This window comes from Allobosea minatitlanensis (assembly GCF_964020775.1).
On the sequence record NZ_OZ224509.1, the window covers coordinates 1,644,697 to 1,660,886 of the forward strand.

The window sequence follows — 16,190 nt, forward strand, 5'->3', positions numbered from 1 at the left end:
ATGACCCCGGTCACCGTCTTCGCCGGGCGCAAGGTCGCCCTGTTCGGCCTCGGCGGCTCGGGGCTGGCCACGGCGCGCGCGCTCAAGGCGGGCGGTGCCGATGTCGCCGCCTGGGACGACAGCGAGACAAGCCGCGAGAAGGCGGCGGCCGAGGGCATCGCCGTCGTCGACCTGGCGAGCGCGGATTGGTCTGGCTTCGCCGCCTTCGTGCTGTCGCCGGGCGTGCCGCTGACCCATCCCGAGCCGCATTGGACCGTGGGCAAGGCGAAGGCAGCCGGCGTCGCGATCATCGGCGACGTCGAGCTGTTCTTCCGCGAGCGGGCGAAAATCGCGCCGAGCGCTCCGGTCGTTTGCATCACCGGCACCAACGGCAAGTCGACGACGACGGCGCTGATCGCGCATGTGCTGAAGCAGGCCGGACGCGACGTCCAGATGGGCGGCAATATCGGCACCGCCGTGCTGGCGCTGGAGCCGCCGGCCACGAACCGCATCCATGTCATCGAGTGTTCGAGCTACCAGATCGACCTCGCACCTTCGCTCGCGCCCACCGTCGGCATCCAGATGAACCTGACGCCGGACCATCTCGACCGGCACGGCTCGCTGGAGAACTACGCCGCGATCAAGGAGCGGCTGGTTTCGGCGGCGGATATCGCCGTGGTCGGCGTGGACGACGAGCCCTCGCGGCAGATGGCGCTCAGGCGCGCGGCCGGCGGCCGCCCGCTGGTCGAGATCAGCGGCGAGCAGCCGCTCGACCGGGGCGTCTTCGCCGAGACCGTCGCGCATGACGGACGGAGCGAGACGCGGATCGTCGCGGCGCAGGACGGCGAGCGGCGCGTCGTCGCCAGCCTCGCCGGCATCGGCAGCTTGCGCGGCACGCACAATGCCCAGAATGCGGCGGCCGCCTTCGCCACCTGCGCGGCGCTGGGCCTGAGCGATGCGGAGATCGCCGCCGGCTTCCGCAGCTATCCCGGGCTGGCGCATCGCATGGAGGAGCTAGGCCGGATCGGCCGCGTCGTCTTCATCAACGATTCCAAGGCGACCAACGCCGATTCGACCGAAAAGGCGCTGACCTCCTTCCGGGACATCTTCTGGATCCTCGGCGGCAAGGCCAAGGAGGGCGGCATCGAGTCGCTCCGCCGCTATTTCCCGAACATCGCGAAAGCCTATCTGATCGGCGCGGCGAGCGACCTCTTCGCCGCGACCTTCGACGTCGAGGGCAGCGTGACCTATGAGCGCAGCCTCACGCTCGACAAGGCGCTGGCGGCTGCAACGCGCGACGCGCTCGCCAAGCCCGGCGAGGGTGAGATCGCCGTGCTGCTCTCGCCGGCCTGCGCCTCCTTCGACCAGTTCCCGAATTTCGAGGTGCGCGGCGATACGTTCCGCAGGCTGGTCGCGGAACTGCCGGGATTCGTGGCGTTCGGTGGTGGAAAGTAAATAAAGCGGGTCCGATTTGGGCCGAAAGCGGAAGTAGCGAGCCTCCAAACAACGACTATGGTGGTGGCGAAGACTCAGGAGAACACAATGTGGGGCATTGTCCTCTCACCCATCACCATGGGCACTGCATTTGCCGTTGCGTTATTTCTCTCGATCCGCCGTTGGCCTGCCAGCTTGACCTCGTTGGCTGTCCTCGCTGTAGCCTCGGCTGTTTTTGTCGCTCTCACGACTGTCAACTACATGGACGGCGGGTGGGCGCTCATAGGTCAGTCGTTGCTGTGGTTGATACCCGCCGAGTTCATCTGGATCGTAGTTTTTAGAGTGCTTGTTGCAAAGTTCGTGGCTTGGTCGAGGCTCTGACCGGGTGTCTCGTTCGGGTCGGAAGCGGACATTAGGAAAGCAGCAGACCAGATGCGAAGTTCGCGAACGCTACGACCACTATTATTCCGCTGAGCACGACAATTTGGCGGGGAAATCGGGAGTTGCGGCGTCGAGGAAACCCAATCACTCGCGCTCCTGTCCAATGCGAAACAAGGATCGCAAGGAACATGAGTGCCGGCGCTAACCTAACCAAGTGAAGCCATATGGACGCCGGCTCGTCACTCAGCGACCACGGTAAAACCGCAAAAGTCATCGCTAGCCCCGACCAAGCCAGGATCGTTACAATCATGGATTGATGGGGAACGGGGCGGCCATGCAACATCGTCAACCTCAAACGCTCCGCGAGATGGTGGACGAGTAAACATATTGCGCTTGTGAGAGTGCCCGCAACGGGTCGACAGCGGATCTTGTCGGATTGAGAAAGACATGCACATCTGCGGCTGCGACCTTTGATCCCGGGAGGTGGCAATGGGCGGTTTTCTAGAAGTTTTAAAAGATTTTGTTAGAGATCATCGTAAAGATTATCGCCTATTTAGTTGGCGTGGCCTGATACATCTTGGCGTGATGATGAGCATCATCTTAGCAATCAAGTCTCATGATCCAGATATTTTGTGAATTTTATTGCTTATCTCCGTTTTATTACTCAGCGGACTATGGCTCTGGTGGAGAGAACGGTCACGGTGAACCGTGATTTGAAAATTTCTATCTACAGAAACTCTTCCGACCATTTACAGGAAACCAATGCAAAAGGTCCGAAATGGGTCGAAATTCGCCGTTCGCTTCACGCGGTTCGCGCCTGCTTTGGAAGCCGAGTTTGCGCCACATCGGAATCAAACGGTTAACCATTCATTGACAGAGTGATTCGTCACGAAGCGCGGCTCGTCCGCGCCGAAACTGTCGATAGGACGCGCTGTCATGGTCTCCCGCGCCGAACCTTCCCTGAGCGGCCGCTGGTGGTGGTCGATCGACCGCCTGATCCTCGCCGCGCTGATCGCGCTGATGGTCTCGGGCGTCGTGCTGCTGATGGCCGGCGGGCCGCCGGTGGCGGAACGGCTCGGGCTTTCGACCTTCCATTTCGTCAACCGGCAGGCGGCCTATCTCGCCGGCGCCATCGTGATCTTCCTGGGCGTGTCCTTCATGACGCCGCGCCAGGTGCGCCGCGCCGCGCTGATCCTCTATGTGATCTCGCTCGCCATGGTGGTCGCGACCCTGTATTTCGGCGTCGAGGTCAAGGGCGCCAAGCGCTGGCTGACGCTCAGCATCCTCGGCTCGGTGCAGCCCTCCGAATTCATGAAGCCGGCCTTCGTCGTGCTCGCCGCCTGGGCCTTCGCCGAGGGCACCCGCCGGCCGGACCTGCCGGGCACGATCCTCGCCTTGCTCATCCTGCCGGTCTCGATCGTGCCGCTGGTGCTGCAGCCGGATTTCGGCCAGACCATGCTGATCAGCCTGGTCTGGGCCGGGCTGTTCTTCGTCGCCGGGCTGCACTGGTTCTGGGTGATCGGGTTAGGGGGCATCGGCGCCACCGGCATCTTCATCGCCTATGAGCTGGTGCCGCATGTCCGCGCCCGCATCGAGCGCTTCATGGACAAGGGCTCGGGCGACACCTTCCAGGTCGATACCGCGCTCGAAAGCTTCGCGCAGGGCGGCTGGCTCGGCAAGGGGCCGGGCGAGGGCACGGTGAAGCGCATCCTGCCCGACGCCCATACCGATTTCATCTTCGCCGTCACGGCCGAGGAGTTCGGCGTCATCGTCTGCATGATCCTGGTCGCGCTTTTCGCGATCATCGTGCTCCGCTCGCTGTTCGTGGCGCAGAAATCCGAGGACCCGTTCACGCGGCTCGCGGTGACGGGGCTCGCGCTGCTCTTCGGCATCCAGGCGGCGATCAACATGATGGTCAATCTGCACATGATGCCGGCCAAGGGCATGACGCTGCCCTTCATCTCCTATGGCGGCTCCTCGCTGCTCTCGCTGGCGGTGGGCACGGGTTTCCTGCTCGCCCTGACGCGGCGCCGGCCGCGCTCGGCGGAGCTCGGCTCCTACGGGCGCTGAGATGGCCGCGGGCAAGCTCGTCATGCTGGCGGCCGGCGGGACCGGCGGCCATCTCTTCCCGGCCGAGGCGCTGAGCCACGCGCTGCATGCCCGGGGCCAGCGCGTCGTGCTGATGACCGACACGCGCGCGGCGGAATACGCCGGCAGCTTCCCGGCCGAGGCGGTGCATGCCGTGCCCGCGGCGACGCCGTCCGGCCGCTCGCCATTCGCCATGACCGGGGCGCTGCTCAAGCTCGCCAAGGGCACCTTTGCGGCGCGGCGCATCATCGGCAGAATCAAGCCCAATGTCGTCGTCGGCTTCGGCGGCTATCCGACCGTGCCGCCGGTGCTCGGCGCCTCGCTCGCCGGCGTGAAGACGGTGATCCACGAGCAGAACGCCGTGATCGGCCGGGCGAACCGTTTCCTGGCCGGGCGGGCGACCGTCATCGCCACCGGCTTCGCCGAGGTCGGCGGCATCGCCGAGCCGCTGAAGGCAAAGTGCCGCCATGTCGGCAACCCGGTGCGCCCGGCGGTGCTGGAGGTGGCGGACCGCGATTACGAATGGCCGGGCGAGGGCAAGATCCGGCTGCTCGTCTTCGGCGGCAGCCAGGGCGCGCGGGTGATGGCCGATATCGTGCCGCCGGCGATCCAGCTCCTGAGCGAGGCCGAGCGGGCGCGGCTCTCCATCGTCCAGCAGGCGCGGGCCGAGGACGACGAGCGCGTGCGCGGCATCTATGAGAAGCTCGGCATCCGCGCGACGGTCTCGCCCTTCTTCAAGGATTTGCCGGCGCAGATGGCGGCGGCGCAGCTCGTCATCGCCCGCTCCGGCGCCTCGACCGTCGCCGAGCTGACCGTGATCGGCCGGCCGGCGATCCTCGTGCCGCTGCCCGGCTCGCTCGACCAGGACCAGGCGGCGAACGCGGCCTTCCTCGAAAAGGCCGGCGGGGCGATGCGCATCCTGCAGCCGGACTTCACCCCGCGGCGCCTCGCCAGCGAGTTGTCGCAGCTCATCGCCCAGCCGGCGCACTTGACGACCATGGCCGCAAACGCGAAGAGCGCCGGTATCCCCGATGCCGCCGACCGCCTCGCCGATCTCGTGATCGCGACGGCCAACTTTCAGAACTGACAGGACACGCAGGACCATGAAGCTGCCGCCGAAGCTCGGCCCCATCCATTTCATCGGCATCGGCGGCATCGGCATGTCCGGCATCGCCGAGGTGCTGCACAATCTCGGCTACAAGGTGCAGGGCTCGGACGCTTCCGACGGCGCCAATGTCAAGCGTCTGGCCGAGAAGGGCATCACCACCTTCGTCGGCCACAAGGCCGAGAATCTCGGCGAGGCCGAGGTCGTCGTGGTCTCGACCGCGATCAAGCGCGACAATCCAGAACTCGCCGCGGCGCGCGAGCTGCGCCTGCCGGTGGTGCGCCGGGCCGAGATGCTGGCCGAGCTGATGCGGCTGAAGAGCTGCGTCGCCATCGCCGGCACCCATGGCAAGACCACCACGACCTCGCTCGTCGCGACGCTCTTGGAGAAGGGCGGGCTCGACCCGACCGTGATCAATGGCGGCATCATCAACGCCTACGGCACCAATGCGCGCATGGGCGAGAGCGACTGGATGGTCGTCGAGGCCGACGAATCGGACGGCACCTTCCTGAAGCTGCCGGCGGACGTGGCGATCGTCACCAATATCGACCCGGAGCATCTCGACCATTTCGGCACTTTCGATGCGATCAAGGGGGCGTTCCGCTCCTTCGTCGAGAATCTGCCCTTCTACGGCTTCGCGGTGATGTGCATCGACCATCCGACCGTGCAGGGGCTGGTCGGCCAGATCACCGACCGGCGCGTCATCACCTATGGCGAGAACCCGCAGGCCGATTTCCGCCTGCTCGATATCGATCTTTCCGGCGGGCAGGCGCGCTTCACGCTCCTGATCCGCGACCGCAAGAGTGGTCGGGACGAGGTAATCCGCGACCTCGTCATGCCGATGCCCGGGCATCACAACGCGCTGAATGCGACCGCCGCGATCGCCGTCGCCTACGATCTCGGCATTCCGGTCGAGCGCATCCGCGAGGCGCTGGCCGGCTTCGGCGGCGTCAAGCGCCGCTTCACCCGGACCGGCGAGTGGAACGGCGCGCTGATCTTCGACGATTACGGCCACCATCCGGTCGAGATCGCGGCCGTGCTCAGGGCCGCGCGCGCCTCGACCAAGGGCAAGGTCATCGCGGTGGTGCAGCCGCATCGCTATACGCGGCTGTCGAGCCTGTTCGACGATTTCGCCGCCTGCTTCAACGATGCCGACACGGTGATCGTGGCCGACACCTATGCGGCGGGCGAGGCGCCGATCGCCGGGGCCGACCGCGATTCGCTGGTCGCGGGCATCAAGGCGCGCGGCCATCGCCATGCCCTGCCGCTGGAGGCCCCCGACAAGCTCGCCGGCATGGTGGCGGAGCTGGCGGGGCCGGGCGACTATGTCGTCTGCCTCGGCGCCGGCAACATCACGCAATGGGCCTATGCGCTGCCGGGGGAACTGGCGGCGCTGAAGGGGTGAGCCTTTTCGGCTCGGTTTGGACAGGCTAAAGCGTCGAGCCATGGCATTCCAGGACCTTACCTCCGACATCCGTGCCGCCGCGCCCGACCTGCGCGGGCGGCTCCTCGCCAATCAGAACCTCTCGGGCCTGACGTGGTTTCGCGTGGGTGGGCCGGCGCAACTGCTGTTCACGCCGGCGGACGAGGACGATCTCGCCTATCTGCTCTCCAGGCTGCCGGAGGACGTCCCGGTCACGGTGGTCGGGCTCGGCTCGAACCTGATCGTGCGCGACGGCGGCATTCCCGGCCTCGTTATCCGGCTCGGCGGCAAGGGCTTCGCCGAGATCAGCCGCGAGCCGGGCGACCGGCTGCGGGCGGGAACGGCGGTGCCGGACGTCAAGGTGGCCCGCGCCGCGGCCGATGCCGCGCTCGAAGGGCTCGCCTTCTATCGCGGCATCCCCGGCTCGATCGGCGGGGCGCTGCGCATGAACGCCGGCGCCCATGGCGGCGAGACCACCGATGTGCTGGTCGAGGCGCGCGGCGTCACCCGCAAGGGCGAGCTGGTGACGCTCTCCCACGCGCAGATGGGCTTCACCTATCGCAACAGCGCCGAATCGACCCGCGAGATCATCTTCACCTCCGCCCTGTTCCAGGGGCGGCCGGGCGAGCAGGCCGCGATCCAGGCCGAGATGGACCGGGTGACGCAGGCGCGCGAGGCCGCCCAGCCGATCAAGGAGCGGACCGGCGGCTCGACCTTCAAGAACCCGGAAGGCGGCAAGGCCTGGAAGCTGATCGACGCCGCCGGCTGTCGCGGCCTGCGCGTCGGCGGGGCGCAGGTCTCGGAGATGCATTGCAACTTCCTGATCAACACCGGCGGCGCCACGGCCGCCGATGTCGAAGGGCTCGGCGAAGAGGTCCGCCGCCGGGTCAAGGAGAGTTCCGGCTTCGAGCTGCAGTGGGAGATCAAGCGGCTCGGGGTCGCGGCGTAGCGGCCGCGGCTCCCGCCCGCCGGGCGAGAAGCATCCCGGCGACGGTCGAGCCCAGGATGACCGCGATGCCGAGGAGCTGGAGGCCGCCGAGCCACTGGCCGAGCAGGACGGCGCCGAGAAGCGTCGCGACCATCGGGCTGAGCAGGCCGAGGAAGGCGACGCTGGAGCCCAGCGTGGTGATGCCCCTGACCCAGAACCAGTAGGCGAGCGCGGTTCCGATCAGGACGAGATAGCCGAGCCCGAGTCCGTTCAGGGCGGTCGGAGCCGGCGGCAGGCCCTCGACCAGCAGCGCGACCGGCAGCAGGACCAGCCCGCCCAGCGTGAGCTGCCAGGCCGCCAGCGCCAGGGCTGAGCCCATCCTGCCCCAGCGCTCGATCAGCACCGTGCCGGTCGCCATCGAGGCGGCGCTGGCGAGGCCGGCGAGGAGGCCGACGGCGTCCGGCCGGGCATGCGGATCGAGCACCAGCAGCGCCACCCCGACGAGGCCGGCGAGCGCGGCGAGGATCTGGCCCCGGCCCGGACGCCGGCCGAGCAGCGGCCAGGCCAGCAGGCCGACGATCAGGGGCTGGATCGAGCCGACCGTGGCGGCCAGCCCGCCGGGCAGCCGCGCGGCGCTGACGAAGAGCAGCGCGAAGAACAGTCCGATATTGGCAAGACCGAGCGCCGCGAGCGGCAGGAGCCTGTCGCGCGGCGGCAGGCCGGGGCCGAGTGCCATCAGCAGCAGGCCGGCCGGCAGCGCCCTGAGCGCGCCGACGAGCAGCGGATGCTCCACCGGCAGCGTCTGGGTGAAGACGATATAGGTCGAGCCCCAGAGGCAGGGCACCAGGATCGTGGTCAACAGGGTGGTATTGAGCTTGAATGCCATGGTGGGCTCCCGGATGGGGGACGATAGAGCATCGGCCCGAAAAGTGGCACGCGGTTTTCGGGAAAAGCCGATGCAAAATCAGAGGCCTGGAACGCCGGACTGACCATCGTACGCGCTTTGCCCGGGCTGTCGGTATCGGCGCAGGATCCGCCAGCGTCATTCCGGGGCGGGCCGCAAGGCCCGAGCCCGGAACCGATAGCCCGGATCGCGAAGGCATCACCCGATCGACCTGCTTCCCGACGAAGCGCGTCGGTTCCGGGTTCCGGGCTCATGGCTTCGCCATACCCCGGAATGACGGTGGCGGTTCCGTACGGAACCGGAATGTCGTTCCCGTGCCGCGCACGGGTATTCAGTTCGATACTCCAGCCGTTCTGACCGGGGCGGGCTTCGCGCTGGCTAAGCGAATCGTCGTTCCGCATGTCGCGACCGAGGAGCGGCTGGTGGGCGCGCTGTCGCCTGCGGAGCGCGCGGAGCTGCGGCGCCTGCTCGCCAAAATCGGCCGATCTAAAAGCCGTTAACGCCTGCGGGCCTATGGTTAACGGGCTGTTAACCATCTCCGGTGAGGTTCGGCGGACACGTCGAACGGGGACCGGCATGAGCAAACACGTCGCAGTGCTGATGGGGGGATGGTCCGTCGAACGGGAGGTCAGCCTCAACAGCGGTGCGGCCTGCGCGCGGGCGCTGGAAGGCCAGGGCTACCGCGTCACCCGCATCGACGTGCAGCGCGACATCGCCGAGGTGCTGGCGAAGCTGAAGCCGGACGTCGCCTTCAACGCCCTGCATGGCCGCTTCGGCGAGGATGGCACGATCCAGGGCGTGCTCGAGATCCTGCGCATTCCCTATACCCATTCCGGCGTGCTGGCCTCGGCGCTGGCGATCCGCAAGGACCGGGCGAAGACGGTGGTGCAGGCGGCCGGCGTGCCGGTCGCGCATGGCGTCAACGTCTCCCGCTTCGCCGCCGCGAAGAGCCATGTGCTGCCGCCTCCCTATGTGCTCAAACCCGTCGATGAGGGCTCCTCCGTCGGCGTGGTGATCGTCAAGAAGGGGCGGGAGCACCCGCCGCAGGAGATCGCCCGGCCGGACTGGCCCTGCGGCGAGACGCTGCTCGCCGAGACCTTCGTCGCGGGGCGGGAGCTGACCTGCGCGGTGATGGGCGAGCGCGCCCTGGGTGTGACCGAAATACAAGCCGCAACCGGCGAATTTTACGACTACGACGCGAAGTACGCGAAAGGCGGCTCGATCCACATCTGTCCGGCGCGAATTTTACCGAAAATTTACCAGCAGATCGAAGAGTGTGCGTTAACGGCGCATCAAGCAATCGGATGCCGGGGCGTCAGCCGATCTGACTTTCGCTACGACGACGAGACCGACACGCTCGTCTGGCTGGAAGTCAATACGCAGCCCGGGATGACCGAAACCAGCCTGGTGCCCGAACTGGCTGCCCATGCGGGCCTGAATTTCGGTGAGCTCGTCAAATGGATGGTGCAGGACGCCTCCCTCGATCGGTGAAAGCGATGAAGGCGAACTCCTCTTCACGCCTGCCGGTCGTGGCGACCGGCCCGCAACTGCTGATCGGCAGCGAGCGGCAGGGGCGCTGGATGCGGCGCCCGCGGCGCTCGGCGCAGCCATGGGCCGAGCGGCTGCCGCGCGGCATCGGCTCCTGGCTCGCGGTCGGCTTCCTCGCGCTCAGCCTCGGCTCGGGCTTCGTCATTGGCGGGCAGTATCAGGCGATGCAGGAGGCCTACGGGCCGCCGCGGCACATGATCGCGCGCATGCTCGGCTTCGGCATCGACCGCGTCACCATCTCCGGCCTGTCGGGGCTGTCGGAGCAGGAGGTGCTGGTCGCCGCCGGCATCGACCCGAAGACCTCGCTGGTGTTCTTCGACGCCGACGAGGCGCGCAGGCAACTCGAAGCCAATCCGCTGATCCGCGAGGCCCAGGTCCGCAAGCTCTATCCCGGCGAGATCTCGATCTCGCTGACCGAGCGCGAGCCTTACGCGCTCTGGCAGGTCAAGGGCGAGCTCTTCGTGATCGCGGCGGACGGCACGGTGATCGACAAGATGGATGACGGCCGCTTCGCCTATCTGCCGCTGGTCGTCGGCAAGAACGCCAACAACCGCGCCAGCGAGTACCTGGCCCTGCGCAAGGAGGCCGGGCCGCTCGCCCAGCATATCCGCGCCGGCATGCTGGTCTCCGACCGGCGCTGGGACATCAAGCTCGACAACGGCATGGATGTGCGCCTGCCCGAGACCAAGCCCGAAATCGCGATGCAGCGGCTGATCTCGCTCGAACAGAACGATCGCATCCTCGACAAGGACATCCTGTCGCTCGACCTGCGCCAGCCCGACCGCGTCGTCGCCCGCCTTTCCGAAGAAGCCGCAGCCGCCCGCGCCGACATGCTGAAGAACCGCAACAAGGCCAGGAAGAAGGGAGGCGAGGCGTGAACCACTTCACCTCCCAGGGCCTGACGCCGCGCATGCGCCCGCTCTCGGCGCGCAAGAGCGCGATCCTCTCGATCCTCGACATCGGCACCAGCAAGGTCGTCTGCCTGATCGCCGAATTGAACCCGGCCGAGGCCAATGAGCGGCTGCGCGGGCGCACCCATGTCGCGCGCATCATCGGCATCGGCCATCAGCGCTCGCTCGGGCTCAAGGGCGGCGCGATCATCGACCTCGAAAGCGCCGAGCGCGCCATCCGCGCCGCCGTCGACGCGGCCGAGCGCATGGCCAAGGTCGAGGTCCAGTCGGTCATCTGCAACCTCACCGGCGGGCGCATCGGTTCGCAGCATTACGCGGCCGGCGTCGAGCTGCGCTCCGGCTCGGTCGGCAATTCCGACATCAAGCGCGTGCTCGCCACCGCCGCCACCCATGCGATCCGCCCCGGCAAGGCCGTGCTCCACGCCCTGCCGACCGGCTATGCGCTCGACGGCGTGCCGGGCGTGCTCGACCCGCGCGGGCTGATCGGCGGCAAGCTCTCGGTCGACATGCATGTCGTCGCCAGCGAGGCGGCGGCGGCGCGCAACGTCATGCTCGCGGTCGAGCGCTGCCATCTCGAAGTCGAGGCGGTCGTGGCGACACCCTATGCCTCGGGCCTGTCGGTGCTGGTCGACGACGAGGCCGAGATGGGCGTCGTCGTGGTCGATCTCGGCGGCGGCACGACCAGCCTCGGCGTCTTCTCCGGCGGCCATCTGATGCATGCCGACGCGATCGCGGTCGGAGGCAACCACATCACCATGGACGTGGCGCGGGGCCTGTCCACCCGGGTCTCGGCGGCCGAGCGGCTGAAGACGCTGCACGGCTCCTGCATCGCCAGCGCCTCGGACGAGCGCGACATGATCGCCGTGCCGCAGGTCGACGACGACGAGCGCGACATGCCGAACCATCTCGCCAAGTCGCATCTCATCCGCATCATTAAGCCGCGCGTCGAGGAGATCCTCGAACTTGTGCGCGACCGGCTGGCCAATGCCGGCTTCTCGGCCCAGGCCGGGCGGCGCGTCGTGCTGACCGGCGGCGCCTGCCAGCTCACCGGCCTGCCGGAAGTGGCGCGGCGCATCCTCGGCGGCCAGGTCCGCACCGGCCGCCCGCTCGGGATCAAGGGCCTGCCCGAGGCGGGCAAGGGCCCGGCTTTTTCGGCGGCGGTCGGCCTGCTGGTCTATCCGCAGGTCGCCCATGTCGAGCATTTCGAACCACGCGCCGCCGGCGGGCGCTATTTCGCGACCGGGACGGACGGCTACTTCTCGCGCGTCGGGCGGTGGCTGAAGGACAGTTTCTGAACTTGGCGCGGAAAAGTGGGAACCGGTTTTCCGGCGAAGCCAAGTTCGAAAGCAAGTGAGTACCGGCGCATTCGAAGGGGTGCGCCACGGCGTCAAACGTAGCAATCGACGGCTCCCGCCAGGCGCCGGTCAAAGGGATCAGAAGAGGCAATCATGGCGATGAATCTGCAAGCCCCGGACATCCGGGAACTCAAGCCCCGGATCACGGTGTTCGGTGTCGGCGGCGCGGGCGGCAATGCGGTCAACAACATGATCGAGGCCGGCCTCGACGGCGTCGACTTCGTCTGCGCCAACACCGACGCGCAGGCGCTGGCGCTGTCGCGCTCCTCGCGCATCATCCAGATGGGCCTCCAGGTCACCGAGGGTCTCGGCGCCGGCTCGCAGCCGGAAGTCGGCCGGGCCGCGGCCGAGGAAGTCATCGACGAGATTCGCGATCACCTGGCGGGCGCGCATATGGTCTTCATCACGGCCGGCATGGGCGGCGGCACCGGCACGGGCGCGGCCCCGGCCATCGCCCGCGTCGCCCGCGACATGGGCATCCTGACTGTCGGCGTCGTCACCAAGCCGTTCCAGTTCGAGGGCCAGCGCCGCATGCGCATGGCGGAGGCCGGCATCGCCGAGCTGAACGAGGCGGTCGACACCCTCATCGTCATCCCGAACCAGAACCTGTTCCGCGTCGCCAACGAGACCACCGGCTTCGCCGACGCCTTCGGCATGGCGGACCAGGTGCTCTATTCGGGCGTCGCCTGCATCACCGACCTGATGGTCCGCCCCGGCCTGATCAATCTCGACTTCGCCGACGTGCGCGCCGTGATGCGCGGCATGGGCAAGGCGATGATGGGCACCGGCGAGGCGCAGGGCGAGAAGCGCGCCCTGACCGCGGCCCAGGCCGCGATCAACAACCCGCTGCTCGACGACATCTCGATGAAGGGCGCGCGCGGCCTGCTGATCTCGATCACCGGCGGGCGCGACATGAAGCTCTACGAGGTCGACGAGGCCGCGACCCGCATCCGCGAGGAGGTCGATTCGGAGGCCAACATCATCGTCGGCGCCACCTTCGACGAATCGCTGGAAGGCACGGTGCGCGTCTCGGTCGTCGCGACCGGCATCGACAAGCCGATCTCCCAGGTCGGCGAGGTCGACGAGACCGAGGCCCGCATCGCCCAGGTCGCCGAGCGCCTGAAGCAGGAAGCCCGCCTGCGCTCGACCGCCGCGCCCCAGGCCGCCCGCCCGGCGCCGCAGCCGGCGCCCGCGCCGTCGATCGAGACGGCGCGCGTCGCCCCGGCCGCCGAGCCGGCCCCCGCCGCCCATGTCCAGGACATCCGCATCGAGCCGGTGCAGCCGCGCCCGGTGATGGTCGCCGCCCCGGCGCCCGAGCCGGTCGTCCCGGCCGAGCCGACCCTGCATCTCGACGACAGCTTCATCCCGCCGGCGCCCGAGCGCGCGGTGCGCCCGACCCGCATGCCGCGGATCGAGGACCTGCCGGCCCCGGGCCAGGCCCAGCTCCACGCCCAGCGCGGCGCGCAGCCGGTGCCGCAGGCGCCGAGCGCCGTCGAGCAGAAGCGGATGTCGCTGATGCAGCGCCTCGCTTCGGTCGGCTTCGGCCGCAAGGACGACGAGGCGGAGGCCCCGGCCCCCGCGCCCGTCCCGGTGCGCCAGGCCCCGGCGATGCCGCAGGCGGCCGCGCCGAGCGCCGCCCATGCCGAGTATATGCGCCGCCCGGCACCGCAGCCGGCCGCGCGCCCGGCGCAGGGCCAGCTCGACCCGCATGGCCGCGCCGCGCCAACTCGCAGCAGCGAGGACGACCATCTGGAGATCCCGGCTTTCCTGCGCCGTCAGGCGAACTGAGTCCGGCCTCCGGAAGGCCTTGTCACGGATCCCGCCGCGCCAATCGCGCGGCGGGATTTCGGCCGTTTAAAAATCGTTATCTTTCAATCTGTTATTGTTCCACCTCACTGGCTTTCCGACTGTAACACAGCGAAAGAAAGCGTGATTTTGAGCGGCTGCCGCGAAGGCTTATGTTGCGGCCGCATCAAGAGGACGAGCCTACCGGAACCGGCTTGATGCCGCTTTCGGAGATGTCGCCGCCGGCGGCCGCTGCACAGGCAGCGCGCAAGGGTCGCGGCGACCAGGATTGGATAGACGGAATGAGCTTCGATCGGCAGACGACCCTGCGGGCAGCGGTGACCTTGACCGGGATCGGCGTGCATTCCGGCGCGCCTGCCAGCATCTGCCTGAAGCCGTCCAGCGCGAATTCCGGCGTCGTCTTCCTGCGCACCGGCATCGAGGGCATGCCGCCCCAGCTCATCCATGCCAGGCACACCAAGGTCAGCGCCACCGAGCTCTGCACCGTGATCGGCGACCGCGGCCCGGCCTCGGTCTCGACGATCGAGCATCTGATGTCGGCCTGTTCGGGCTTAAGCCTCGACAACGTTCTGGTCGAGATCGACGGCCCCGAAATGCCGATCATGGACGGCAGCGCCCGCGAGTTCGTCGCCGCCATCGAGGCGACGGGGATGACCACGCTCGCCGCCTCGCGCCGCTATCTCAAGGTGCTGCAGCCGGTCCGCATCGAGCAGGGCCGCGCCTTCGCCGAGCTGATGCCGGCGGAGCAGGGCTTCCGCCTTGACGTCGAGATCGATTTCGACACCGCCGTGATCGGCCGCCAGCGCAAGATCTTCGACCTCGAGGCCAAGGCCTATGCCAGCGACATCGCGAAGGCGCGCACCTTCGGCTTCATGCGCGATGTCGAGCAGCTCTGGAAGGCGGGCTTCGCCCAGGGCGCCTCGCTCGACAACACGGTCGCGATCGGCGAGGACAAGGTGATCAACCCCGAAGGCCTGCGCTATGGCGACGAGTTCGTCCGCCACAAGGTGCTCGACGCCATCGGCGACCTGGCCCTGGCCGGCTATCCGATCATCGGCGAGTTCCGCTCCTATTGCGGCGGCCACCGGATGAACGTCCGCATCCTCGAGGCGCTCTTCGCCGACCGCGCCAATTTCGCGATCGTCGAAGCCCAGCCGGTCTTCGCCCCGGCCCGCGCCATGCCGATGGCGGCGGGTGCGCCGGCCGCCTACGCGCCCGATCTCCACTGAAATCCGAAGGGCCGGCCTCGCCGCGCCTTTCCTTTGCCCGGTTTTTGTCCGAGATGCCGCAATGCTGCGGAATCGTGCCGTGACCGGCTTTCGGCAGTGGCGCGCGGGATGCGTCTGAGGTAAGGCATGCTTCCCGCAGGCAGGGACGATCGAAAGAGGACCGACGACGTGAGCGTGACGCGGCAAAGCCTTCCGGCCATCCATCGCGGCCTATCTCCGCGCAAGGGCCTGGCCCTGGCGCTCGGCGCCGCCTTGCTGCTCGGCGGCTGCGATTCGCTGTCCTCGCTCAATCCGTTCGACCGGCCCGAGACCTACAAGCCCGACCTGACGCCGCCGACCCCGGCCGACAAGCTCTACAATGAGGGGCTGGCGCGCCTGCAGAACGGCGACAGCGAGGGCGCGGCCAAGAAGTTCGAGGACATCGACAAGTCGGCGCCGTTCTCGCCCTATGCCCGCAAGGGCATGCTGATGACGGCCTACACCAATTTCCAGGCCTCGAAATGGGAGGAGGCGATCACCGCCTCCAAGCGCTTCATCGCGCAGAACCCGGCGAGCCCGGACGCGGCCTACGCCCAGTACATCATGGCGATGTCCTATTATAACCAGATCCCGGACACGACCCGCGACCAGGAGAAGACCCGCCAGGCGATCCAGGCCTTCGAGGAGCTGATCGGCCGCTATCCCAAGTCGGAATACGTGCTCGACGCCAAGGAGAAGCTCCTGGTGGCGAAGGACCAGCTCGCCGGCAAGGAGATGAATGTCGGGCGCTACTATCTCGAGAAGCGCAACTACACCGCCGCGGTGAACCGCTTCCGCGAGGTCATCATCAAGTACCAGACCACGCGCCATGTCGAGGAGGCGCTGGAGCGCCTGACCGAAGCCTATATGGCGATGGGCATCACCAACGAGGCGCAGACTGCTGCCGCGGTGCTGGGGCACAACTTCCCCGACAGCCCGTGGTACAAGGACGCCTATGCCCTGCTGCAGAGCCACGGTCTGGAGCCGCGCGAGGATCGTGGCTCCTATATCAGCCGCGCCTTCCAGGGCTTCTCGCGCACGGTGGGCGGCATCATCGGGCTTGGCAGTCTCTGACGAGAGG

15 protein-coding genes are annotated in these 16,190 nt (G+C 67.8%); 14 read left to right on the forward strand and 1 reads right to left on the reverse strand.

Annotated features, from left to right (window positions below; genetic code table 11):
• The 7 genes from murD to murB all read left to right on the forward strand — a co-directional run bounded on the left by murD (position 1) and on the right by murB (position 7,359).
• A complete protein-coding gene (gene murD / locus ACWH43_RS08050; protein ID WP_158446156.1) occupies positions 1 to 1,434 on the forward strand; it encodes a UDP-N-acetylmuramoyl-L-alanine--D-glutamate ligase in 1,434 nt (477 codons plus the stop codon).
• 87 nt (positions 1,435 to 1,521) lie between these two features.
• Positions 1,522 to 1,794: a hypothetical protein gene (locus ACWH43_RS08055; RefSeq protein WP_158446155.1), complete on the forward strand. Its 273-nt coding sequence runs from the start codon at positions 1,522 to 1,524 to the stop codon at positions 1,792 to 1,794.
• Between the two features lie 489 nt (positions 1,795 to 2,283).
• A complete protein-coding gene (locus ACWH43_RS08060) occupies positions 2,284 to 2,430 on the forward strand; it encodes a hypothetical protein (RefSeq protein WP_260347741.1) in 147 nt (48 codons plus the stop codon).
• 300 nt (positions 2,431 to 2,730) lie between these two features.
• The gene (locus tag ACWH43_RS08065) at positions 2,731 to 3,864 is read left to right on the forward strand and encodes an FtsW/RodA/SpoVE family cell cycle protein (protein ID WP_158446154.1); all 1,134 of its coding nucleotides are present in this window, start codon (positions 2,731 to 2,733) and stop codon (positions 3,862 to 3,864) included.
• Position 3,865: 1 nt separating this feature from the next.
• A complete protein-coding gene (gene murG / locus ACWH43_RS08070) occupies positions 3,866 to 4,969 on the forward strand; it encodes an undecaprenyldiphospho-muramoylpentapeptide beta-N-acetylglucosaminyltransferase (RefSeq protein ID WP_448153432.1) in 1,104 nt (367 codons plus the stop codon).
• A gap of 16 nt (positions 4,970 to 4,985) precedes the next feature.
• Entirely contained in the window at positions 4,986 to 6,392 is a 1,407-nt protein-coding gene (murC, locus tag ACWH43_RS08075) for a UDP-N-acetylmuramate--L-alanine ligase (protein ID WP_158446152.1), read from the forward strand.
• Between the two features lie 40 nt (positions 6,393 to 6,432).
• Positions 6,433 to 7,359 carry a UDP-N-acetylmuramate dehydrogenase gene (gene murB, locus ACWH43_RS08080; protein WP_158446151.1) on the forward strand — a complete coding sequence of 309 codons (927 nt, stop codon included), beginning with the start codon at positions 6,433 to 6,435 and terminating at the stop codon, positions 7,357 to 7,359.
• Here murB and ACWH43_RS08085 read toward each other — a convergent pair.
• Positions 7,334 to 8,224 carry an EamA family transporter gene (locus ACWH43_RS08085; RefSeq protein ID WP_158448084.1) on the reverse strand — a complete coding sequence of 297 codons (891 nt, stop codon included), beginning with the start codon at positions 8,222 to 8,224 and terminating at the stop codon, positions 7,334 to 7,336. The two genes, murB and ACWH43_RS08085, sit on opposite strands and share 26 nt — an antisense overlap.
• A gap of 332 nt (positions 8,225 to 8,556) precedes the next feature.
• Here ACWH43_RS08085 and ACWH43_RS08090 point away from each other — a divergent pair, with 332 nt between their 5' ends.
• The 7 genes from ACWH43_RS08090 (at position 8,557) to ACWH43_RS08120 (ending at position 16,183) form a co-directional block, all read left to right on the forward strand.
• Positions 8,557 to 8,742 carry a hypothetical protein gene (locus ACWH43_RS08090; RefSeq protein WP_158446676.1) on the forward strand — a complete coding sequence of 62 codons (186 nt, stop codon included), beginning with the start codon at positions 8,557 to 8,559 and terminating at the stop codon, positions 8,740 to 8,742.
• 76 nt (positions 8,743 to 8,818) lie between these two features.
• Positions 8,819 to 9,733 (forward strand): D-alanine--D-alanine ligase, encoded by a 915-nt coding sequence (locus ACWH43_RS08095; RefSeq protein WP_158446675.1) that lies wholly within the window; start codon positions 8,819 to 8,821, stop codon positions 9,731 to 9,733.
• Between the two features lie 5 nt (positions 9,734 to 9,738).
• On the forward strand, positions 9,739 to 10,668 hold the full coding sequence (locus tag ACWH43_RS08100) for a cell division protein FtsQ/DivIB (protein ID WP_260347742.1): 930 nt from the start codon (positions 9,739 to 9,741) through the stop codon (positions 10,666 to 10,668).
• Between the two features lie 32 nt (positions 10,669 to 10,700).
• Positions 10,701 to 11,996 (forward strand): cell division protein FtsA, encoded by a 1,296-nt coding sequence (gene ftsA, locus ACWH43_RS08105; protein WP_448153660.1) that lies wholly within the window; start codon positions 10,701 to 10,703, stop codon positions 11,994 to 11,996.
• 153 nt (positions 11,997 to 12,149) lie between these two features.
• Entirely contained in the window at positions 12,150 to 13,844 is a 1,695-nt protein-coding gene (gene ftsZ, locus ACWH43_RS08110; RefSeq protein ID WP_158448085.1) for a cell division protein FtsZ, read from the forward strand.
• Between the two features lie 299 nt (positions 13,845 to 14,143).
• Complete coding sequence (gene lpxC / locus ACWH43_RS08115) at positions 14,144 to 15,091, forward strand: UDP-3-O-acyl-N-acetylglucosamine deacetylase (RefSeq protein ID WP_158448086.1); 948 nt, start codon at positions 14,144 to 14,146, stop codon at positions 15,089 to 15,091.
• Positions 15,092 to 15,259: 168 nt separating this feature from the next.
• A complete protein-coding gene (locus ACWH43_RS08120; RefSeq protein ID WP_260347743.1) occupies positions 15,260 to 16,183 on the forward strand; it encodes an outer membrane protein assembly factor BamD in 924 nt (307 codons plus the stop codon).
• Positions 16,184 to 16,190 lie beyond the last annotated feature (7 nt).